General features: G+C 71.5%; 20 protein-coding genes and 1 pseudogene. 16 read left to right on the forward strand and 5 right to left on the reverse strand.

The genetic code is table 11. From position 1 onward, the window contains the following. The 11 genes and pseudogenes from ABFX50_RS45905 to ABFX50_RS45955 all read left to right on the forward strand — a co-directional run. Entirely contained in the window at positions 1-435 is a 435-nt protein-coding gene (locus tag ABFX50_RS45905) for a hypothetical protein (RefSeq protein WP_346156398.1), read from the forward strand. Continuing rightward, positions 436-6,012, forward strand: coding sequence for a hypothetical protein (locus tag ABFX50_RS45910; RefSeq protein WP_346156401.1), 5,577 nt, complete (start codon positions 436-438; stop codon positions 6,010-6,012). A 104-nt stretch (positions 6,013-6,116) separates the two neighbouring features. Next, complete coding sequence (locus ABFX50_RS45915) at positions 6,117-6,326, forward strand: hypothetical protein (protein WP_346156404.1); 210 nt, start codon at positions 6,117-6,119, stop codon at positions 6,324-6,326. Further along, positions 6,326-6,976 carry a hypothetical protein gene (locus ABFX50_RS45920; RefSeq protein WP_346156406.1) on the forward strand — a complete coding sequence of 217 codons (651 nt, stop codon included), beginning with the start codon at positions 6,326-6,328 and terminating at the stop codon, positions 6,974-6,976. The genes ABFX50_RS45915 and ABFX50_RS45920 overlap by 1 nt, the downstream gene beginning before the upstream one ends. Next, positions 6,976-7,623, forward strand: a complete 648-nt coding sequence (locus ABFX50_RS45925) for a hypothetical protein (RefSeq protein ID WP_346156409.1) — start codon at positions 6,976-6,978, stop codon at positions 7,621-7,623. The genes ABFX50_RS45920 and ABFX50_RS45925 overlap by 1 nt, the downstream gene beginning before the upstream one ends. A 161-nt stretch (positions 7,624-7,784) precedes the next feature. Then, a complete protein-coding gene (locus ABFX50_RS45930) occupies positions 7,785-8,255 on the forward strand; it encodes a hypothetical protein (RefSeq protein WP_346156411.1) in 471 nt (156 codons plus the stop codon). A 160-nt stretch (positions 8,256-8,415) separates the two neighbouring features. Next, a complete protein-coding gene (locus ABFX50_RS45935) occupies positions 8,416-8,946 on the forward strand; it encodes a hypothetical protein (RefSeq protein ID WP_346156413.1) in 531 nt (176 codons plus the stop codon). Between the two features lie 56 nt (positions 8,947-9,002). Beyond that, positions 9,003-9,824 (forward strand): hypothetical protein, encoded by an 822-nt coding sequence (locus ABFX50_RS45940; RefSeq protein ID WP_346156416.1) that lies wholly within the window; start codon positions 9,003-9,005, stop codon positions 9,822-9,824. Positions 9,825-9,860: 36 nt separating this feature from the next. Further along, positions 9,861-10,082, forward strand: a complete 222-nt coding sequence (locus ABFX50_RS45945; RefSeq protein WP_346156420.1) for a hypothetical protein — start codon at positions 9,861-9,863, stop codon at positions 10,080-10,082. Between the two features lie 9 nt (positions 10,083-10,091). Next, positions 10,092-10,571: a hypothetical protein gene (locus tag ABFX50_RS45950; RefSeq protein ID WP_346156423.1), complete on the forward strand. Its 480-nt coding sequence runs from the start codon at positions 10,092-10,094 to the stop codon at positions 10,569-10,571. A gap of 194 nt (positions 10,572-10,765) precedes the next feature. Then, a pseudogene (locus tag ABFX50_RS45955) lies at positions 10,766-10,951 on the forward strand (IS5/IS1182 family transposase); the annotation flags it as partial. A gap of 446 nt (positions 10,952-11,397) precedes the next feature. Here ABFX50_RS45955 and ABFX50_RS45960 read toward each other — a convergent pair. Next, positions 11,398-12,300 carry an ABC transporter permease gene (locus ABFX50_RS45960; RefSeq protein WP_346156425.1) on the reverse strand — a complete coding sequence of 301 codons (903 nt, stop codon included), beginning with the start codon at positions 12,298-12,300 and terminating at the stop codon, positions 11,398-11,400. Next, on the reverse strand, positions 12,297-13,256 hold the full coding sequence (locus ABFX50_RS45965) for an ABC transporter ATP-binding protein (protein ID WP_379505852.1): 960 nt from the start codon (positions 13,254-13,256) through the stop codon (positions 12,297-12,299). Before ABFX50_RS45965 ends, ABFX50_RS45960 begins: the two co-directional genes overlap by 4 nt. A 68-nt stretch (positions 13,257-13,324) precedes the next feature. Here ABFX50_RS45965 and ABFX50_RS45970 point away from each other — a divergent pair, with 68 nt between their 5' ends. Further along, positions 13,325-14,104 carry a MerR family transcriptional regulator gene (locus ABFX50_RS45970; protein ID WP_346156428.1) on the forward strand — a complete coding sequence of 260 codons (780 nt, stop codon included), beginning with the start codon at positions 13,325-13,327 and terminating at the stop codon, positions 14,102-14,104. On the opposite strand, the gene ABFX50_RS45975 is transcribed toward ABFX50_RS45970, so the two are convergent. Together ABFX50_RS45975 and ABFX50_RS45980 are read right to left on the reverse strand one after the other, a co-directional pair. Next, the gene (locus ABFX50_RS45975; protein WP_346156429.1) at positions 14,075-14,863 is read right to left on the reverse strand and encodes an SDR family NAD(P)-dependent oxidoreductase; all 789 of its coding nucleotides are present in this window, start codon (positions 14,861-14,863) and stop codon (positions 14,075-14,077) included. The two genes, ABFX50_RS45970 and ABFX50_RS45975, sit on opposite strands and share 30 nt — an antisense overlap. Positions 14,864-14,896: 33 nt before the next feature. Beyond that, complete coding sequence (locus tag ABFX50_RS45980) at positions 14,897-15,826, reverse strand: ScbA/BarX family gamma-butyrolactone biosynthesis protein (protein WP_346156432.1); 930 nt, start codon at positions 15,824-15,826, stop codon at positions 14,897-14,899. A gap of 189 nt (positions 15,827-16,015) precedes the next feature. Here ABFX50_RS45980 and ABFX50_RS45985 point away from each other — a divergent pair, with 189 nt between their 5' ends. Beyond that, entirely contained in the window at positions 16,016-16,639 is a 624-nt protein-coding gene (locus tag ABFX50_RS45985; protein ID WP_346156434.1) for a ScbR family autoregulator-binding transcription factor, read from the forward strand. On the opposite strand, the gene ABFX50_RS45990 is transcribed toward ABFX50_RS45985, so the two are convergent. Further along, positions 16,614-17,255 (reverse strand): TetR family transcriptional regulator, encoded by a 642-nt coding sequence (locus tag ABFX50_RS45990; RefSeq protein WP_346156436.1) that lies wholly within the window; start codon positions 17,253-17,255, stop codon positions 16,614-16,616. The two genes, ABFX50_RS45985 and ABFX50_RS45990, sit on opposite strands and share 26 nt — an antisense overlap. 230 nt (positions 17,256-17,485) lie before the next feature. Between ABFX50_RS45990 and ABFX50_RS45995 the strand changes: the two genes are divergently transcribed. From ABFX50_RS45995 to ABFX50_RS46005, 3 genes are read left to right on the forward strand one after another with little or no spacing between them, the layout of a single operon-like run. Further along, positions 17,486-18,121: an LmbU family transcriptional regulator gene (locus tag ABFX50_RS45995; protein WP_346156439.1), complete on the forward strand. Its 636-nt coding sequence runs from the start codon at positions 17,486-17,488 to the stop codon at positions 18,119-18,121. 17 nt (positions 18,122-18,138) lie between these two features. After that, positions 18,139-18,822: an FMN-binding negative transcriptional regulator gene (locus ABFX50_RS46000; RefSeq protein ID WP_346156441.1), complete on the forward strand. Its 684-nt coding sequence runs from the start codon at positions 18,139-18,141 to the stop codon at positions 18,820-18,822. A 30-nt stretch (positions 18,823-18,852) separates the two neighbouring features. Then, a complete protein-coding gene (locus tag ABFX50_RS46005) occupies positions 18,853-20,562 on the forward strand; it encodes a non-ribosomal peptide synthetase (protein WP_346156443.1) in 1,710 nt (569 codons plus the stop codon). Positions 20,563-20,641: the final 79 nt, after the last annotated feature.

The raw sequence follows: 20,641 nt of genomic DNA on the forward strand, positions 1-20,641 counted from the left end.
GTGATCAAGATCTGGCCCCGTCGAGACCTCCGGCCCGCCTTCGCCCGGTGGGCGGTCGGCCAGCGGCCGAAGGTGGGCACTGTGTCGCCGACCGAGTTCGCCGTCCCCGACGAGCTGATCGCGGCCATCCCGGAGGAGCTGCTGGACGGCGCACGCCTGGACGGCCAGCCGTACGTGGCACCCGCCCCTGGCGCGCAGACCATGCGAGGGGAAGCAGACCAGGGGCAGGTGCCGCCTCCCACGCCTGACGAGGAGTCCGGGCCTGTCGCCGACGGCCTGGACGCCGCCGTCGACACGGCCGCCGAAGGAACCGCCACCGAGACGCCCGCCGCCACCGAGACGCCCGCCGGGCCCGAGCCGGCCGCTGCCCCGGCAGCTCAGCCCGCGCCGACGCAGCGCCGCAAGAGCCGCACCCGCAGCGGGGAGGGCCGCTGAATGGCCGTCGAGCCGCAGCCATGCCCGACCGGGAGCGGCGGCCCGGTCACCGTTGAGGGCTGCTGCAGCCCCTCGATCGCGTCGGCGTCGCTGTGCCTGCCCGACGGCAGCCCGGTCCTGCTCGTCGTCCGGTCCGGCTGCGCCGACTGCGGCGCCACCGCGGCCAACCCGCAGACGGTCGGCTGGATCGACCCGGCGACGGGCGCCTTCACCGCCGGGCCGCCCGCAGGAGCCGGCCCGTGCGAGTCCGGCTGCGTCGACACCGTCAGCGTGCAGCGCTGCGACGACATCGACGGCGACGGCCAGGCCGACGCCACCTACACCGAGCTGTGGTGTGTGCGCGCGGACGGCTCCAGCAGCCTCGTGCTCACCTACTCCGGCGACCCGTCGACTCCGTACACGCCGGTCGCGCCGGTCGACTGCCCGCCGCTGGAGGCGGGCTGCGTCGACACGATCTGCGTGCAGCGCTGCGACGACACCGACGGCGACGGCCAGGCCGACCAGACCTACAACGAGCTGTGGTGCGTCCACCTGGACGGCAGCACCGAGCTGGTGTTGACCTACCAGGGCGACCCGTCCGTCCCGTACACCCCGGTCGCGCCGGTCGACTGCGAGTACGGGTGCGTCGAGACGCAGACGTACATGCTGTGCGACGACTCCGGCAGCTTCCTGCGCCGGATCACGATCGGCGCCGGCCAGCACGTCGTCGAGAACCTGCAGCTGGACGGGGTCACCCCGTACACGGTCGCCGGGACGGTCCGTGCCTGCGGCCAGGCCGCCGAGTGCGCCGAGCCCGCCACCCCGGCGGCCACGGTCGGCCTGTGCCTGGCCGACGGCACGCCGATCGCCGTCGTGGTGACCCGCGACTGTGCCGGCACGGTCACGCAGGACGGGTGGATCAACCTGGCGACCGGCCTGTTCTCGGCTGGCAGCCCTCCGGCGGGGACGATCGCCTGCGGCGACTCCCGCAGCATCCAGGTGTCCGGCACGTTCTGCGACCTGTCCCCAGGCGGGGACGTCCTGGGCCTGGTCCTCATCGAGTACTCCTACGCCGGCGACGGCTCCATCTCGTCGGTGCGGCTGGTCGACGCGACCACCGGCGGCACCTACGTGCTGCAGGGGCAGCTGTCGACCTGCCCGGCCGGGGTGGAGCAGCCCGAGCAGGACCTGGTCGTCCTCTGCGACACCGACCCGGTGACGGGCGCGGTCACCACGTTCGCCCGCGACTACCGGCGCGACGAGAACGGCGCCGTCACCGGGTTCGTCGACTACGACCTCGACGGCGGCCCCTACACCGTCACCGGCCAGGTCGGGGTGTGCGTGCCCGCCGAGTGCGGGCAGTGCGAGTCGACGCTGCTGTGCGACACCCAGCAGGTCACCTCCCCGATCGGCCCGATCCCGCCGGGCGGCAACCCGCTCGCCAACGGGGTGAGCTGGTCGATCTCCGGCCCGGACGTCGTCTTGTTCGCCCAGCGGTGGTGGCGGGCCGACGCCGCGCCCGCCACATTCTCCTTCAGCGAGCCGGTCACGCTCACCTGGCAGGGCCGCGTCTCCGCGTCGGCGACGCTGACGATGCCGCCCGGCACGCAGGTCGTCGCCATCCACGCCAACCACGTCTACAACGCGGCCACCCGCGTCCTGTCGGCCGGCCCTGCCGCGACCGCCACGGACGCCTCAACGTTCCGCATGACCAAGGTCGTGGCCTGGCCCGCCCCGTCCGGCGTGATCGGCGGCGCGTTCCCGCTGTACGGCAACCTCGACGTCACCGTCGACCGGACCCGCCCGTTCCAGCGCACCATCTGCCGAGGCTGCGACGGCACCGTGCTGTCGGTCACCGACACCGACCTGGACGGGCAGACCGCCTACACCCCGACCGGCACCGTCGGCGCCTGCCAGGAGCAGTGCCTGCACTGCGACACGGTCGAGCTGTGCGACGGGTCGGCGTGCGCGCCCGGCGCCCGCGTCGCCGACGCCGCCTGGTCGCCCCGCTACCTGGCTGCCGGAGACGCGGGCAGCGCATCCGTCCGGCTGAACGTGCCCGGCGGCGGCGCACCGTTCTGGAAGGGCGGGCAGGTCGTCTTCCCGAACAACCCGGCCGACCCTGACCCCGGCAACGTCGGCCTCCACTACGGCATCGCCGGCACCGTCCAGCCTGGCAGTGCCTGCCCCGACTGCTGGCTGCCAGACGACCAGGTCACCATCACCGCGAGCGGCCGAGCGAGAAACGACGGGCCGGGCGGCGGCATCATCACCGACGGCCGCTGGCGCATCCTGCGCGACGGCGGCGAACCGGACGGCGCGGTGCCGCAGCTGGCCCAGGTCGTCGACTCCAACCGGCCCGCCGGCACCACGTGGGCGTTCACCGCGTCGGCGACGGTGCCTTGGTCGGACATCGCCGACGGGCGGATCGTCCTCACGCTCGACCTGGAAACCAAGTCGAACGGCGCGTTCAAGCAGTGGACCGCCAGCGACTTCGACATCTGCGTCACCAATGCGGCCGCCCGGCCCGGCTGCGGCAACCGGTTCTTCCGCACCGTGTGCCGCGACTGCTCCGGCGCGGTCGTCGCCCGGTTCGACACCAGCGACGGCTCCACCCCGTACACGCCGGTCGGGCCGGTCATCGCCGACTGCGTCACCTGCTCCGGCGCGGGCGAGGAGCCGTGCCGGGACAGCAGCACGACCCTGCTGTGTGACCTTCCCACCGACGGCGAACCTGCCCCGACGGTCACCGACACCGTCCCCGCCCCCTACTACCCGTACCCGACCGGCTCGCCTGTGGCCGGAGGGCAGGCGCTGTGGGACGGCGGAACGTTGACGATCCCGGCGGCCGCCGGGCCGCAACCGGGCACGATCGGCACGGTCGGGACGCTCGCCGCCACCCTGCAGGCGCCGCGGCCCGCGTGCGACGCCGGCACCGCCCTGGTGACCGTGTCGGTGGACGCCGAGCAGCTCGGCCCGGACGCCGGTTGCTCGATCACCGGCGTGCTGGCCCTCTACAACGGCCCAGGCACGCTCCTTGCCAGCGCGCTGCCGCCACATGATGCCCCGGCTGGCTGGTCGGGCACGCTGACCGTCCAGGCCGACGTCCCGGCCGCCGCCCTGGCCGCAGGCAACATCACCGTCCTGGTCGCCCTCGACACCTACGACGGCAGCCCGTCATGCCCAGGCAGCCCGCAGCAAACGTCGTGGGAGCTGTCCGCCTTCACCGCCGCCGTCGAGTACGACCTGTCCGGCTGCGCGGCCCAGTTCTTCCGGACGCTGGTCACCGACTGCGAGAGCGGCGCTGTCGTCGCCGTCACCGACACCACGCTCGACGGCGACCCGTTCACGGTGACAGGAGAGGCCGGCCAGTGCGTCACGGTCGGCGGCGACTGCTGCCAGCAGCCGCCGCAGGAGCCGTGCCGTGACACCGAAGTTGTCACGCTGTGCGACCTTGAGTATTCGCCGCAGCCGCCCACCCCGACCCCGGCCTCCTCGTTCACCCTTTCCGGGAACGTCGGCGTAGCCGGGCCCGCTCTGGTCTTCTCCGGCGGCAACCTGCCGCCCAACGGGGTGGCCACCCGCACGGTCACCGGCCTGGTGGCAGGCGCCGGGTACGAGTTCGGGTTCGCCACCAGCTGGGGCGGATCCGGCGCCCCCAACCCGGCCATGAACGACGCCATCTACCGCGTCGAGATCCTCGACGGCGCGACAGTCATCGCCACCCAGCAGCGGAACCTGTCCAACGGGGCCGGCGTCAGCCCCGGCTGGGTCCAGCAGGCTCCGCTCCAGTTCGTCGCGCCTGCCTCCGCCGGGGTGACCATCCGGATCACTGACGTCAGTGAGGGCAACGCGACCAACCGGGACGTCTACCTGCGCCCGGACGACGTGCGCTCCGACGTCCTCACGGTCACCGCGACCCCGTTCCTGCGCGCCTACGCCTACGACTGCGGCGGCGCGCTCACTGCGACCGCGGACAGCGACCTCGACGGCCAGCCGTACACGATCGCCGGCGAGGTGGGCCGCTGCCCCAGCGGCGAGGACGGCGGGAGCGTCGCAGCCTGCGTCCACACCAACACCGTCAGCCTCTGCGACACCGCCGCCGACGGCACGAGCACACCGTTCCTGCGGCACCTGGCATATGACTGCGCGGGCGCCGTCAGCGGCAGCACAGACATCGCGCTGAACGGCATCCCGTACACGCCGGTCGGCTCCGTCGGCCGCTGCGTCGACGAGCTCCAGCCTTCCTCGCACGCTCTGACCTTGTGCGACACCGACCTGGCAACGGGCACGGTCACGACTTTCGTGCGCGACTACCAGCGTGACGAGACCGGGGTGATCGTCGGCTACAGCGACTACACGCTGGACGGCGCCGCCTATACGCCGACGGGCGCCGTGGGGGAGTGCGGCGGCTGCGAGACGACACAGGTGTGTGTCCGCTCCAGCGGCCGGGTGGAGTTCCTCGCCAACCCTGAGGGCCTGGCCGACAACTCGGTGGACGCCGACTGGACGTGGAGCCCGGACCTGGCCGGGCCGTGGTGGCCGACCTACCGGCTGACCGGCTTCCCGGGCTGGACCACCGCCGACGGGGGAACCACTGAGGGCACCGCGCACTGGGTGGCACCTCACCCGGGCGGTGTCCTGAACAACACCGGCCAGCCGGGTGAGGGCCCCGCTGTTCCGCAGCCGCCAGGGTCGGGCGACTGGTACGTGCGCGCGGCGTTCACGCTGCCGGACGACACCGACCCGGCCTCGATCCGGATCTCGACGACGGCGCTGAACGCCGACCAGCTGGCTGTTGAATGGCGGCTGAACGGCGGCGCCTGGCAGCCAGTCGGTGCCGACCACAACGATCCGCCCTACGTGCTGCCGCCCACGGCGGTGCCCGGCGCCCAGCCAGGCATGAACGAGATCATCGTCCACGTCCGGGAAACAGTCGCCGGCGGGGGCGCGGCCGGGCTGCTGCTGCATGTGATCGCCGAGTACGACGTCGCCCCGGACTCGTACCTGCTGTGGACGCGAGTCCTGTGTGATGACGGGAGGGTCTACTACCTCGACGAGCACGGCGTGCGGCAGGATGCGCTGCCGGATGGGTGGATGACCGTGCCGTGCGGCGGGCCGGAGCCATGCGCGCGGCAGGTCCTGGAGCGGTGCGGCTGCGACGACGCGGACGGCGACGGCATCGGCGAGGTTACCTACACCGAGCTGTGGGCGATCGACCCCTGCGACGGCGCAGCGCCTGAGCTGCTGGGGGCGTATCTTGACGGCGATCTCACCCAGCCGTACACGCCGACCGCGCCCGTCGAGTGCACTGCGGCCGAGGCGCTGCCCGGACCGCTGTCCACCGGCGTCCGCAACGTCACCGGCACCGCGGTGCAGGACCTCGCCGCGGCCTTCACCGACGTGCAGAGCGTCTCCCTGACCGTCCTTGCGGGCAGCGTCAACGTAACCATGTCGGACGGCACGAGCGTGCCCGTCCCGTCCGGGGTGACGCTGACGTGGTCGGTGGCGCGAGACAGCGACACCGCCCTCGCCGCGTCCTCCTTCGCCGGTGCCACGGCCGCGTCGAACTACCTCCTCAACTGGACGTACCGCTGATGGCGGGCGCCTGCGGCGGGGTGTACCGGGCCGACCCCAGGGGCGACCCGCTGCGCTGCAACGCCACCCTCACGCTCCTGAAATCCGCCGACTAGGAGGCGCTGATGAGCGACGACACCACAGAGAGCACACCGCCCTCGGTGCCGGGCCCGCGTTACTTCACCAACGGAGAGGGCGTCCAGGTCGTCCACAACCTCAAGGATCCGGCGCCGTACTTCGAGCTCGGCTACGAGGAGGTCGACGAGGCCGCCTATCTCGCGAGCCTGCCCGACCCCGCTGCCCCGCCTTCCCCGCCGATCCCGGACGGCGACTGATGGCGGGGAGTTGCTGCGGATCCGTCCGCGCCGTTCCGCGCCTGGACCCAGGGCCGTGCAACGCGCTCACCCAGACCGCGAGCGGCCTCCTCGTCCCCGCCACCGCCCTCACCGGCATCGCGCCGGGCACGGCAGTCGGGTCCGCGCGCTCGGTCGACGTCGACGTGCAGAGCCCAGCCGCCGGCTCCTGCCCGGAGACGTGGACGGTCGGCGCGCGTCTCACTCCCGGCACCGGTGAGGCGTTCGGGGCAGACGCGAACCTCCAGGCCGTCGCCTCCGGGACATGGGTGGCGACCGGCGCCCAGGTCGTACTTCCCGAAGCGGGGACGTACGACCTGTCCGCCGACTGCTTCTCGCACATCAACGCGACGACACCGTGGGCGGTGGCGATCAACGCCCGCTTGTTCAACGTCGCCTCTGGAACGCCTGTGCCCGGCACCACCCGACGGATCCAGTTCGGCAACATCAACGATCCCGGCGGCGGCACGGTGATGGCGCTGCAGAACGCCGGCAGCCTCAACACCTCCCTCACCGTCACCGGGCCGACGACGATCCGCCTGGAAGGGCAGCGGCAGCACGTCGGCTTCAACGACTCCACTCAGGCGTCGCTTGCAGGGCCTCGTCTCGGATTCACGAAGGTGGCTGACTGATGACGGGGGGATGCGGGCGCACGTACCGGGTCGATCCGCGCCTCGACCTGGCCGCCTGCAACGCACTCACACAGTCGGCGGCCGGGCTGCTCGTGCCGCGCACCGCGCTCCAGGGCATCGCCCCCGCTGGCGCGGTGTCCGCGGAGCGGTCGGTCGACATCGACGTCACGGCGCCCGCCGCCGGGGCCTGCCCGGAGACGTGGCAGGTCGGAGCCCGGCTCACGCCCGTCTCCGGGCAGACAACCGGAGCCGTGGGCCTTGACGGCACGGCCGCGAACACCTGGGTTCCCGTCACCGGGGCGCAGCTGGTGCTGCCGGAGGCCGGCGTCTATGAGGTGATCGCTGACGTGCAAGGGTCCATCGGCGGGACGAGCAGTTTCTCCAACGCGATCATCGACGCCCGCATCTTCAACGTCACTGCTGGCGCCGCAGTCCCCACAGCTGAGCGGCGCGTGATCCTGTTTACCGATCAGTCCACCGAGGGCGTTACACGCGGCATCCAAGCCAACGCCTCAGCGGCCGCGCTGTACCAGGTGGCTGGCCCGGCAGCGATCCGGGTTGAGGCGTCCTGGCGTACCGACGCCGGAACCACCTCAGGGAAAGCGGTCTGGGCCCACAACTTCCGCTTCAAGAAGATCTCGGACTGAGGGGGAGACGATGGCCGATGGCTGCGGGCGGCTGTGCCGGACACGGAGCAACTCGCCGCCTACCGGCCCGCCGCGGACGGCAGCGCCTCCGCCGTCAGTAACGCCGACGGCCGCACATTCATCACGGCCCACTGGGTCGCCCCGGAAGGAGACACGCCGGCATGACTGGAACCGCCGCAGGACTCCGCCTTGTCGAGCACGGCTATGCAGCCCTGCCCGCCCCCGTGAGCCTGCAAGCCACCGCATCCGGCACGTGGGTCGACTCCGGTTTGCAGGTCACCTTGCCGAGGGCCGGGGTCTACCAGATGGACGCCAACGTCCGCGGCAACATCGAAGTCAGCGGGAGCTCCTTCAACGTGTGGCTGCAAGCCCGGCTGTGGGACGTCGCCGCCGGTGCTGTCGTCCCGGACAGCGAGTGCATCGTGCAGCAGTTTTCGCTCCAGCAGGCGGCCCCGGCGGACTTCGGCGAGAACGGCAAGGCCTCGATCCTGATCGAGTACAGCGTGCCGGGACCTCGAAGCATCCGCCTGGAGGCGTCTCGCACCAACTTCGTTGGTGCCACCACACAGGCAGGCATCGGCAGCGACACGGTGGCCGGTCGTACGACGCTGCGCTATCGACGGGTCGAATGAGCGGCCGCCCGCGGCGTCACGGGGCCGCCGGTCGTCACGCTCGCCGTCGTCAACGTGCTCGTAGTGGCCGGCGTATCGATCTCCGAAATCGGGTTCCGGCCGCGTGCCGAGCACCCGCGTTCACCGAAACCAGATCGCCAACGAGTGAAGGAGCAAGATCGTGAGCGGATGCTGTGGGCCGATCCTCGTCGGCGGAGGCGGTGGAACCCCGGCCGACCCGGGCTTCGTCGTCACGACGATGACCTTGTGCGACGACAACGGCCCGTTCGTCAGGCGCTACACCTTCGACGCCGAGAGGGGCGCCCCGTCCGGCGTGCCCGTCGACACCACCCTGGACGGCGCCGGGTACGCGCCCGTCGGCGCGGTCACCGTCTGCACGGACTCGACCGCGCCGGCCGCGCAGCAGGCCCAGGCGCACCGGTTCGTGTTCGAGCCGTCCGGAGCTCCCGGGAACGTCGACGTCCTCGGCCTGGCCGCCGGTCCCGTCGAGTCGATCACCATCACTGTCGTCGCCGCCGCCGGCGCTGCGATCACGACCGTCGACGGCGTCTCGGACCTGTACTCGGGTGAGTCGCACACGTGGTCGGCGCTCGGCGATGTCGGCGTCGGATCCGACCAGCTCGTCGGCCCCGTGCAGCTCGCGGGCAACCCCGGCACCGTCGTGATCATCGTCTGGACCGAACGCCTCTAACCCCCACCCTGTACGCCCCCGCCTGGGGGAACCTACCCACGAATGGGAGCACGATCATGGCTGGAACGTCCGGCAGCATCTCGGCGGCGGGCACCGATGCCGAGTACGAAATCCTGTGCGACGACAACGCAGGGGTGATCACGCCGTTCATGCGGCGGCTGGTCGATACCAACGGCGTGGTCAGCGTCGTCGACACCGCCCTCGACGGCACCACCGTCTACGCGCCGACGGGCACGGTTGGCCGCTGCCCGCTGGAGACGACCGACTCCGAGGCGCTCGTCCTGTGCGACGACGACGGCGCGGGCAACGTCGTCACGTTCCTGCGGACGTACACGTTCGCGGCCGACGGCACCGTGACCACCGAGGACCTCGACCTGGCGGGCGCGGCGTACACGGTCGTCGGCACGGTCGGCGTCTGCGCGGCGGCCGCCGGCGACGAGCACGAGTTCGAGGTGCTCTGCGACGTCAACGCAGGCGTGGCGACGACGTTCCTGCGCCGCTACTCGGTCGACGAGGCGGGTGTCGTCACCGTGACGAACACGACCCTGGACGGCGTCACCGCCTACGCGCCGACCGGCACCGTCGGCATCTGCTCGGCCGCGACGGTCAACCCGCAGATCGACAGCACGATCCAGCGGCAGGTCGGCGCCGGCACTGTCACCATCCCCGCCGGCGCCCGCTCGGTCACCGTCACCGTGGTGTCCGGTGCGCCGACCGTCGCCATCGGCGGCGGCGCGGCCACGACCCTGCCCGCGGGCGGCTCGTTCAGCTGGGGCATCGACCGGGGCGGCGACCCCGGCGAGGCGCTGCAGGACGAGTTCGTGTTCACCGGCGTCGCCGGCTCGGACTTCGTCGTTCACACGACCCGCGAAGTCTGACCCGCCGCCCAGACACCGACAGACAGGAGGGGCGGCATGCCCACCAGCAGCGCCATCGCGCGGCCACAGCCCCAGGCCGTCGAGAACTGCCGATGCGACGACGTCAACGGCGACGGCAGCCTGATCGTCAGATACGTCGAGGTGTACGCGATCGACGTGACCGCGCCCGGCGTGCCGCCCGTCCTGCTCGGCCGGTTCGAGAACGGCGACTACGCGACGCCGTACACGCCGGTCAGCCCGCTGGCAGAGTGCCCGTAGGGAGCCCTCATGCCCACCTCAGGCAGCTTCCAGCCGCCGCGGCCGACGCCCGTTGTCGGCCAGGCGGTCGTCGCGACATTCAACCTGCAGCCGTTGACGGTCAACGTCTGGCACGACACGCCGTTCACGATCACGCTCCCCGAGGCAGGCACCTACCGGGTCGGCGGTGCTCTGCGCGGCAACGTCACCCAACTCGCGTCGGACACCATCGTGGGCATCGCGGTGTTCACCCAGTTCGTCGATGTGACCGCCGGAGGAGTGATCGTGCCAGAGAGCTTCCGCACGCTGGCCGGAGCCACCAAACCCAACCAAAACATCGGCACCGGCAACTTCGGCGTGCAGGCCACGTCACCCGTCGACTTCCACTACACGATCCCTGAACCTCGAACCTTGCGGCTCCAGGGCCGCCGGGGCGGCTCCACCAACGTGGCTTCGATTCTGGGCGGCCCCAACAGCGGATCGCTCGTCACCTACGAGAAGGTCGCGTGATGACAGGACGGTGCGGCAGCGTCTACCGAATCGACCCGCGGATCGTGGACTCCTCCTGCAACGCATTGGAGCAGACGACGGCCGGACTGCTGGTGCCGCACGTCGCCATCGAGGTGGAGCCGGGCCTGACGGTCACGCCGCCCGCGGACGGCGTGCCCCGCCGCGTGGCGGGTCGGCGTCGACGGCTCCTGGGCCGCACCCGGCCGGACGCGGTCGCCGCCGACAAGGCCTACTCCTCCCGCGGCAACCGGGCCGACCTGCGCAGACGCGGTATCAAGGCAGTGATTCCGGAGAAGAGAGACCAGGCCGCCAACCGGAAGAAGAAGGGCTCCGCGGGCGGTCGGCCTGTCAGTCACGACGCCGACCTTTACAAGGAGAGGCCACGCCTCGATCCGACCGACCGCGCTGGAGGTGAGGTAGACGAGCCGCTCCTTGTTCCGCTTGCCGAGTCGGATACGCCAGAGACCGATCCGCCGGGTCGTAGTCGGCCAGCGCTACCCCAGCCAACTCGGACCGCCGCGGTGAGTATGCCGATCACTACAACGGGCATCGGAAGGTGCTCGGCGGGCCGATCAACGAGTACCACCGAGCCGTGTAACCACTCCGGAGAACTCCCAATTTAAGCCCTACGCGATGGATCTTGAAGCGGTACACGAAGAAGCCCACCTGGGCCAAGCTGCCCGCCGTCAAGGCCAACCACGTCCCCCTGGCACGCCGCTGAGCGCTACAGCTCCCCATGACCTCGGCTACGCCAAGGTTATGGGGAGCTGGTGGCCAACCTGCGGAACGCCAAGGACGACCTGTCAGGTGAGCGTGCAGGGGCCGGTCACGTCGTGCGCTGCTGCATGGCCTTGCGTTGCTGCTCCTTGACGACCGAGCCCGACTGCCGGCGGGCCATGCGGCGCAGGACCAGGGGAGCCAGCAGGATCCCGGCGACCGCCCACAGGCCCAGCATGGCCGCGGTCTCCAGGTGCCGCCACGACTCGCCGATCTCGGCGACGGCCATCGCGTCGGGCAGCATCGCCGAGCGGAGGCCGAGCGCCAGCCAGTACAGCGGAAACGCTTGCCCCACCCACTGCAGCCACTCGGGGAAGCCGCTGATGGGGTAGAAGACGCCGGAGATCCCCATGAGGACCATCATCGGGAAGGTGACGAAGCCGACCCCCTGGGCGGAGCCGAAGAGCGAGCCGAGGATCGCCCCGAACGGCAGCACCGCGACGAGGCCGAGCACCACCACCCAGACGAGGGTGATCCAGGCCGACGGCCGGCCGAGGTCAAGCCCGCCGAAGAGGAAGGCCGCGGGGACGAGCGGCACGAGCAGCCCGATGACGGCGGTGCCAGCCCGGCTGGTCACCTTGCCGACCAGGTAGCCGGTCATCCCCTTGGGGGTGGCCTTGGCACGGAGCAGTGTGCCGTCCTCGCGGTCCATCGTGAGCGACAGGGCCAGCATCATCATGCCGTTGAGCACGACGTTCATGCCGAGGATGCCGGGCAGGGCCTGGGAGCCGAGGGAGAAGCCGGTGCCGGGCACGGTGTTGTGCCGCAGCAGGAACATGACCACCAGGGTCACGACCGGGAAGAACATCACCGACCAGAGATCCTGGCCGCTGGTCATCGTCTGGCGGAACTCGATCCAGCCGCGCTGCAGGCCGGCGCGCGCGGCGGCGGTGCGGGCGTTCACGGCCACCGCCCTGGTTGTGGCCTTGGTCGTCGTCGAGGTCGTGGTCATCGGGCCACCTCCATCAGCTTCGCCGGCGGCTGGGTGCGCCGTCCCGACTCGTACTCCTGGACCAGGCTTACGTAGACGTCCTCCAGGCTGACCGCGCGCACCTGCAGGTTGCCGACAGTGTCGCCGTGCTCGGCGAACAGCTCGCGGACGTACGTGGTGGCGTCCTGGACAGACTTCGTGTGCGGGACGCCGTCGAGGGTGTAGCGGACCTCCGACTCGCTCGACACCTGGGCGGCCAGCTCCTCGGCGGTGCCGTCGGCCACGATGCGCCCGCCCGCGAGGATCACGATCCGGTCGGCGAGCCGTTCGGCCTCGTCGAGGTCGTGCGTGGTGAGCAGGATCGCCGTGTCCTGCCCGTGCGACAGGCTCTGGATGAGGTCGTGGAAGTCGCGCCGGGCCTGGGGGTCGAAGCCGACCGTCGGCTCGTCCAGGAAGAGCAGTTCGGGGCGGCCGACGAGGCCGATGGCCACGTCGAGCCGGCGGCGCTGGCCGCCGGAGAGGGTGCCGATCACCGCGTCGGCCCGGTCGGCCAGCCCGACCATGCGCAGGAGCTCGTCCGCCCGGTACGGCTTCCGGAAGGGCACGTAGAAGCGGTGGAGGTGGTCGAGCAGCTCCCCGGCGCGCCACTTGCCGTGGTCCCGCCACGACTGCAGGACGATGCCGATCCGGGCGAGCCAGGCGTCGTCGCCGTGGTCGGGGTCGGCGCCGAGGACCTCGACCTCGCCCGCGGAGCGGCGGCGGAAGCCCTCGAGTATCTCGATGGTGGTCGTCTTGCCCGCGCCGTTCGGGCCGAGCAGGGCGACCACCTCACCCGGATGGACACGCAGGTCGACGCCGTGGAGCACGTCCGTCGTCCCGTACCGCATGCGCAGGTCGCGGGTCTGGATCACGGGGGTCGCGGGGTGTCCTCGTCCTTTCTCCGATGTGTCTGCGGCTTTTCGGTGCGTGATGTCCATACTTAAAGTCTCTCATTGAAGTTTTACGTTGAAGGTTGATGTGCTCTGAGCACGAATAAAGTGGTCGGGTGGCAGTGAAACTATCAACTCCAGGCACCGGCGACCGGACAACGTTGCGGCCGGTGGACCTGGCGCGCGAGGTGGGTGTCTCCACCCAGCAGATCCGGAACTACGCGGACGCCGGCATCCTGCCGCCCACCGAGCGCACGCCCTCGGGCTACCGCCGCTTCGACGCCCGGCACCGGGCCGCCCTGCTCGCCTACCGGTCGCTGGCGAAGGGCTTCGGCTGGGACACCGCCCGCTCGATCATGCTGGCGATCCACGCGGGCGACGTGCCGGGGGCGCTCGCGCTCATCGACGAGTCCCACGCGGATCTGCACGGCCAGCGGCTGGCGCTCCGGTCGACCAGCGAGGCGCTGGAGGCCGTGGCGAGCGACCCCGGCCCGGTCCCGGCGCGAGGCGTGACGCGGATCGGGGAGGTCGCCCGGCACCTCGGGCTGCGCACCTCGGCGCTGCGGGTGTGGGAGGCCGCCGGGCTGCTCACGCCGGAACGCGAGCGGGTCACCGGCTATCGGCGGTACGGGCCCGACGACGTCCGCGACGCCCAGATGATCCACATCCTGCGGCAGGGGCGTCATCCGCTGCCGCAGATCAGAGCCCTGCTCGACGAGCTGCGCAGGACCGGGAGCGCCCAGGCCCTGCGCGTCGCGATCGAGGACCGGCGGCGAGCGCTCACCCGGACCGCCGCCGCGATGCTGGAGGGCACCGCCGTCCTGCACGGCTACCTGAGCATGGACGCCCACGACGGCGGCCTCTTCTCACACGCGCGCCTGTTGCAGGACACATGAGCTGAGCCCGCCGTCCACGGTGAGCGTGGCGCCGGTGACGTAGGAGGCCCGGTCGCTACACAGCCACGCGGCGGCCTCGGCGATCTCCTCGGCGCCCGCCACCCGGGCCAGCGGGGCGGTCTCGGCCAGCGAGGACTCCACCCCGGGGCTGGCCGCCATCCACGCCTCGCTCATGGGCGTGCGGGCCACGCCGGTGGCGACGGCGTTGATCCGGATCCCGCGCGCGCCGTACTCGGCCGCGCCCGCCTTGGTGAGGCCGATGACGGCGTGCTTGGCGGCCACGTAGGCGGCCGACACGGGCCCGGCCAGCAGCCCGGCGACGCTCGCGTTGTTGACGATCGCGCCGCCGCCTCGTGGCAGCATGGCCCCGATCTCCTCGCGCATGAAGTGCCAGGTGCCGCCCGCGTTGACCGCCATCACCTGGTCGAAGGTCGCGTCGCTGATCAGGTGCATCGCGTCGGGGCCGCCGCCGCGGCCGGCGTTGTTGAAGGCCGCGTCCAGTCTGCCGTACCGGTCGAGGGCGGTGGAGACCACGCGGGCGGCGTGGCCGGGGGCGGTGACGTCGCCCGCGACGTGCACGGCCTCGTGGCCCTTCCCGGTCAGCTCGTCCACGAGATCGGCGAGCTCACGTTCGCCGCGCGCGGTCAGGACGACGGCCGCGCCCTCGCGCGCGAACAACCGGGCGGCGGACGCGCCGATGCCCCTGCTGGCCCCGGTGATCAGGATGACCTTGTCGGTCAGGAGCGCGCTGTCGGTCATGGTCGTCTCCGTGAGGTCGTCTCCGTGAGCCGGTCAGTTCAGGGGCGTCGTCGTGATCAGCCCGTCGGCCAGGTGCTCGCCGTCCTGTGTCAGGGAGACCAGGATGGGCTCGTCATCGCCGATCGGGTCGGCGGCGCGTACGGTGACCAGCCGGTCGAGGTCGGCGTAGCTGTGGAAGTTAGCGCTGAGGGCGCGGACGCCCACCCTTCGCGGCCAGTGCCGGCTCCGGGTGGCCTGGAGCATCGCCTCGATCATGAGGTTGCCCGGCACGTGGTCCATGGGATGGTCGAACAGGACCGGATGCGGGCGGCAGCGCAGCGTCCAGACCTCGGCGTCGCCGGTGGCGGCGAGGATGACGTCCTCGGCGTGCGCCTTGCCCACCGACTCGGCGGGCACCGGGGGTCCGGGGGCGAACGGCTGGCCGAACCGTTTGGCCTGGCCCCCGCGCAGGCGGGCGAGCACGGCGGGGCTGGTACAGCGCGCCCGCGCCCGCGCCGTCCCCGCGTGCCGGGAGCCGCGGTAGAGCTCCATGGTGAAGTCGAGGCTCTTGATCGCGCGCCCCCCGCGCCCGAGGGGGTGGCAGGACACCGCCAGCATGACGTCGCTATGGGTCGCGTCGCAGGCGAGCGCGTCCGCCGAGATCTCGAAGGCCAGGTGGTCCATGACGAAGGCGTGCCCGGCCGGGACGCCGTAGCCGGCGTGCCCGATGAGCAGCCCGGCCTGGCGCACGCTCTCGACGAGCAGGAACGGGTCGTGGTGCCCGTCGGCGGTGCGGTAGAAGCGGTGGCAGAGCGGCCACTGGGCGCCTAGCAGATAGGCGTCCACGCCGTCCGTACGGAATCCGGTGATCAGCACCTCGGTGACCGCGGTCCGGTGGACGAGTTGACGGGGGATGGTCTGTTCGAACAGGCCTTCTTCGGGGTCCAGGTGAAGCGCGTTCAGACCTGACCCGGTGAGCCGCATGCGGATGTCACCTCCCGAGAGGATGGTCTAACAAACGTACCGGTATCCTTGTTTTTCACCACTGTGAGCCAGATTTCTGTATCTTTCAGGTCACGAGAACCGCTCCCAGCGGGAAATCGCGCATTATAAGCTTCCGGACCGGGCAGCTATGATGCGGGACAAGGGTCTTTTTTCGTACTTGGTGGTCGCATGGCACGACAGCTTCAGCAACGCGCCGAACGCACCCGCGCTGTCGTGCTCCGAGCGGCGGCCGAGGTCTTCGCCACGGACGGGTTCCGCGGCGCGCGCACGGCGGACATCATCGCGCGCGCGGGAGTCACCAAGGGCGCGGTCTACTTCCACTTCTCTTCGAAGGAGGAGCTGGCGCAGGCCGTCATCGCCGCCCACCGCGAGGAGGGCGCCCGGCTGGCCGAGGCCGTCGCCGCCCAGGGCGCCACACCGCTGCGCACGCTGATCAACCTCTCCTACGCCTATGCGCGGCTCATCAAAGAGAACCCGATCCACCTGGCCGGCGTACGGCTGGTGGCGGAGGGCGCCTTCGGCAGCCCCACGCTGGAGGCGTTCACCGACTGGGACCTCGTGCTCGTCAAGCTGCTCGACGAGGCCAAGGACCGCGGCGAGCTCCGCGGCGACCTCGAGGCGCAGGAGTGCGCCAGGTTCATCAACAGCGCCTTCTACGGCACGCAGATCCTGTCGTTCATCTACAGTCGCCGCGAGGACCTCCTGCAGCGGCTCGACATGATGTGGCAGGTGCTGCTCAACGGGCTGCTGCCCGAGGGGCGCAGCGTCATCCTGCTCTCCCAGGCCGGCTAGCGGCGGGTCGGCCCGCGCAGCCCAGCGGGTCGTCGGGGTGGGGGTGCGGCCGTCCGGCGGGCAGGTAGGCCGACGGCGTCGTGGTCAGCACCGGCAGGAGCGTCTCCCAGACGGCGGTGATCGCCCGCGCGCCGATCCGGCCGGGGCGGCGGCGGGAGAGTGCCTCCACCCCGGACACGAACGCGACGAGGATCGCCTCCATCCCGTCCGAGGCCGAGCCGGTCTCCGCCAGCAGGAGCCGGAGGAGGTGGATCCAGCGCTCACGGGGGGTGCTGTGCTCGCCGTCCAGCCGGAAGCCGGCGCGAAAGACGGTGTTCCTCGCCAGGTTGCGGGCGAACATGTGGGTGAAGTCGATCAGCGCCTGGACGGCGGCGCGGCCGTCGCAACGGCAGGACGCCAGGTTCTCCATGCCGGTCCAGACCTCGTCGGCGCGCTCCTGGATCTCCTCGGCGAGCCGTTCCTTGGAGCCGAAATGAAAGTACAGTGCGCCTTTGGTGGTGCCGCTGAGCTGCACGATCTCCATGAGGGACGTGCTGGCGAAGCCGTACTCCGCGAAAGCCTGCGCGGCGCCGTGAATGATCTTGTTTCTGGTGAGTTCGGCGCGTTCCTGGATCATCGCATTGTCCCTCACCTTTCAGCTGAACATACCTTTTGTGCGGTTTCAGAAAACTTCTCTGACCTGGAGATACTGCACAAAGCTCCTAGATGCCGCATGCATTGACAAAACCAACCGGACGGTTTTAGCTGACGATCGCGTAACCAGTTGCTCGTCCTTCGAGGAGGAAGGATGCGATCGTTATGAGTGCCGCCGTCAACCGACGGACCCGCCCGGGGCCAGCCCCAGCGGTGCGAGCCGGTGCCGCGGGCGTCCACGCAGGCGAGCAGGGCGCCGTCCGCGGCCGGTTGGGGATCGACGCGGGGGTCTACGCGGGCCGCGTCGAACTGCGCATCCCCGTGGGGCTCGGCTTCGAGTCCTGGTGTCGGATCGGGCAGCAGATCCGGCGGATCAGCGACTCCTCGTGCTGGTGGCTGGCCGACTGGCTGGTCTACGGCGAGGAACAGTTTCCCGGCCGCTACCAGGTCGTCTGCGATGAGACCTCGCTCAGCTACCAGACGTTGCGCAACTATGCCTGGGTGGCCAGGAAGTTCCCGCCGTCCCGGCGACGGGACAGTCTGAGCCTGCAGCACCACGCCGAGGCGGCCTCGCTGCCGGGCGCGGAGCAGGATCTCTGGCTCGCGCGCGCCGAGCGGGAAGGATGGTCGGCCCGCCGGCTCCGGCAGGAGCTGCGCAAGCGGGCACGGAGGCTGGACGAGGCCGACTCGGCGACCCAGGTGCAAGTGACGCTGAGCCTGGACTCCGAGCGCCGGGACCGGTGGATGCAGGCGTCGGAGGCGGCCCGCATGCCGTTCATGGACTGGATCGTACGGATCATCGACGACGCGTCGAGCGGCCGGGACGACGCCGACAGGAAGACCGTCTGAGGAAAGGACCCTATCGCATGTTCGTTCCCGGTCCCTACCGGCAGCCGGACGACGGCTGGACTGCCGAGCTGGTCCGCGGCAGCCCGCTGGCGCTGCTGGCCACCAATGGGCCCGCCTCCGCCGGCCCCTACGCGACCCACGTGCCGATCATCCCCGACCCGGCCGGCCCCGAGCCGTGGGCGGACGACCTGTCGGGCGCCGTGCTGCTGGGGCACATGAACCGGGCGAACCCGCACTGGAAGGCCCTGGAGGCGGACGTGCCGGTGCTGGTGACGTTCGCCGGCCCGCACGCCTACGTCTCGCCGACCGTCTACGGGGTCACCCCGGCCGCGCCGACCTGGAACTTCACCTCCGTCCACGTACACGGCACGCTGCGCCCCATCAGCGGCGAGGCCGAGACACTGCAGGTGGTGTGCGCCACGGTGCGCGCCTTCGAGGCGGCGTTCGGGACAGGCTGGGACATGACTGACTCGCTCGGCTACTTCCGGCGCATCCTGCCCGGAGTGGGCGCGTTCCGGATCGCGGTGACCCGCGCCGAGGGCATGTTCAAGCTCAGCCAGGAGCAGCGGCCGGAGATCCGGGAACGGGTGCGCGGCTCCTTCGCCGGGCGGACCTCCTGCGGTCCCCGTCAGGTGGCGGAGCTCATGGGCCGCCTCACCGACCGGGTGGAGCCCGCCACCCCTCGTAGCAGCAAGCCGTAGCAAGCGCCGGACCAGGAGACGCGAGCGGACATGCGCACCGTCAATGACCTGTTCGAATCGACCGTGGCCCGCGTGGGCCAGGAACCGGCCCTGATCTCGCCCGGCGGGACGGTCGGCTACGCCCGGCTCAACGCCGACGCGAACCGCCTGGCCAGGCGGCTGGTCGCGGCTGGCGTCGGCCCCGACACGCTGGTCGCCGTCGCGGTCCCGCGCACCGCCGGGCTGATGACCGTGCTGCTGGCGGTGCTCAAGGCGGGCGGCGCCTACCTGCCGCTCGACCCCGCCTACCCGGTGGAGCGGCTGTCCTTCATGCTCCGGGACGCGCGGCCGGTGCTGCTCGTGCGCTCGTCGCGGGTGAGCGTTCCCGGCGCGGGCGTGCCCGAGCTGCTGATCGACGATCCCGCCGTCGCCGCCACTGTCGCGGCGCAGCCGCCCCGCGACCTGACGGACCGGGAACGCCGCGCCCCGCTCCGCCCGGGGCACCTGATGTACGTGATCTACACCTCCGGCTCGACCGGCCGGCCCAAGGGCGTCGCGGTGACGCACGCCGGCGTGGCCGCCCTCGTGGCCAGCCAGGCCGCGCAGCTCGGCGCCGGGCCGGGCGACCGAGTGCTCCAGTGGGCCTCGATCAGCTTCGACGCGGCCTTCTGGGACATCTCCCTCGCCCTGCTGTCCGGCGCGGCGCTCGTGCTCGCGCCCGCCGACGACCTGCTGCCCGGGCCGCCGCTGCACGACACGATGATCAGGAACGCGGTCACCCACGCGACCCTGCCGCCGGTCGCGCTCAGCGTCACCGACGCCGGCGGGCTGCTGCCGGGCGGGGTCGTCATGTCCACCGGCGACGCCATTACCCGGCCGCTCGCCCGGACCTGGTCCAAGGGCCGGCGCATGTTCAACGGGTACGGCCCCACCGAGGTCACCGTGGGCATCGCCATGGGGCCCATCAACGGCGACGAGGAGATCAGCATCGGCCGTCCCCTGCTCGGCAGTGCCGTGCACGTGCTGGACGAACGGCTCGGCGAGGCGGCCCCCGGCGAGGAGGGGGAGCTGTACCTGGCCGGGCCCGGCCTCGCCCGGGGTTACCTCGGCCGTCCCGCGGAGACGGCCGCCCGGTTCGTCGCCGACCCGTACGGGACCGCCGGGTCCCGCATGTACCGTTCGGGCGACCGCGGCCGGCGCCGGGCCGACGGCGAGCTGTTCTTCGCCGGGCGCGCCGACGACCAGGTGAAGATCCGGGGCTTCCGGGTCGAGCTGGGCGAGATCGAGGCCCGCCTCACCGGGCACCCGGCGGTCGAGCTGGCCTGCGCCGTCGTGGAGGGCGGGCTCGCGGAGGCCCGCGTGGTGGCCTACGCCAGGACCCGGCCAGGCGACCCGGTCACCGGGCCGGACCTGCGCGCTCACCTCGCCGCCGCGCTGCCCGCGCACATGGTCCCCGCCGCCGTGGTCGTGCTGGAGAGCTTCCCCACGACGCCCAACGGGAAGATCGACCGCGCCGCCCTGCGCCGGGCCCCCGCGCCCGCACCCGGATGTGACGACGTGTGCGGCATGGCGGCCGAGATCCTCGGCGTGCCTGAGGCGCGTCCCGAGGACAACTTCTTCGACCTCGGCGGCCATTCTGTGCTGGCCACCCTACTGGCCCGGAGAATTCGCCGGGAGTTCGGCGTCTCGGTGCCCATCAGAAGCATTTTCGAGGCGGCCACGCTGGCGGATATCGAAGGGCTGGTGCAGGCCGGTTCCTGACCCGCTCGACAACGCCCCGGAGAAAGTCCGGGGCGCTTTTTTGTGTGCGCGCGGACCGGGCGTGAATGACTGATGAAAG

Source organism: Nonomuraea recticatena (genome assembly GCF_039533245.1).
In the GTDB taxonomy this organism is placed as follows: Bacteria; Actinomycetota; Actinomycetes; order Streptosporangiales; family Streptosporangiaceae; genus Nonomuraea; species Nonomuraea roseola.

Excerpts from the sequence above, each read along its gene's own strand:
- ABFX50_RS45910 (WP_346156401.1), top strand. The coding sequence starts at position 436 with ATGGCCGTCGAGCCGCAGCCATGCCCGACCGGGAGCGGCGGCCCGGTC.
- ABFX50_RS45915 (WP_346156404.1), top strand. The coding sequence starts at position 6,117 with ATGAGCGACGACACCACAGAGAGCACACCGCCCTCGGTGCCGGGCCCG.
- ABFX50_RS45920 (WP_346156406.1), top strand. The coding sequence starts at position 6,326 with ATGGCGGGGAGTTGCTGCGGATCCGTCCGCGCCGTTCCGCGCCTGGAC.
- ABFX50_RS45925 (WP_346156409.1), top strand. The coding sequence starts at position 6,976 with ATGACGGGGGGATGCGGGCGCACGTACCGGGTCGATCCGCGCCTCGAC.
- ABFX50_RS45930 (WP_346156411.1), top strand. The coding sequence starts at position 7,785 with ATGACTGGAACCGCCGCAGGACTCCGCCTTGTCGAGCACGGCTATGCA.
- ABFX50_RS45940 (WP_346156416.1), top strand. The coding sequence starts at position 9,003 with ATGGCTGGAACGTCCGGCAGCATCTCGGCGGCGGGCACCGATGCCGAG.
- ABFX50_RS45945 (WP_346156420.1), top strand. The coding sequence starts at position 9,861 with ATGCCCACCAGCAGCGCCATCGCGCGGCCACAGCCCCAGGCCGTCGAG.
- ABFX50_RS45950 (WP_346156423.1), top strand. The coding sequence starts at position 10,092 with ATGCCCACCTCAGGCAGCTTCCAGCCGCCGCGGCCGACGCCCGTTGTC.
- ABFX50_RS45960 (WP_346156425.1), bottom strand. The coding sequence starts at position 12,300 with ATGACCACGACCTCGACGACGACCAAGGCCACAACCAGGGCGGTGGCC.
- ABFX50_RS45965 (WP_379505852.1), bottom strand. The coding sequence starts at position 13,256 with ATGGACATCACGCACCGAAAAGCCGCAGACACATCGGAGAAAGGACGA.
- ABFX50_RS45975 (WP_346156429.1), bottom strand. The coding sequence starts at position 14,863 with ATGACCGACAGCGCGCTCCTGACCGACAAGGTCATCCTGATCACCGGG.
- ABFX50_RS45980 (WP_346156432.1), bottom strand. The coding sequence starts at position 15,826 with ATGCGGCTCACCGGGTCAGGTCTGAACGCGCTTCACCTGGACCCCGAA.
- ABFX50_RS45985 (WP_346156434.1), top strand. The coding sequence starts at position 16,016 with ATGGCACGACAGCTTCAGCAACGCGCCGAACGCACCCGCGCTGTCGTG.
- ABFX50_RS45990 (WP_346156436.1), bottom strand. The coding sequence starts at position 17,255 with ATGATCCAGGAACGCGCCGAACTCACCAGAAACAAGATCATTCACGGC.
- ABFX50_RS46000 (WP_346156441.1), top strand. The coding sequence starts at position 18,139 with ATGTTCGTTCCCGGTCCCTACCGGCAGCCGGACGACGGCTGGACTGCC.
- ABFX50_RS46005 (WP_346156443.1), top strand. The coding sequence starts at position 18,853 with ATGCGCACCGTCAATGACCTGTTCGAATCGACCGTGGCCCGCGTGGGC.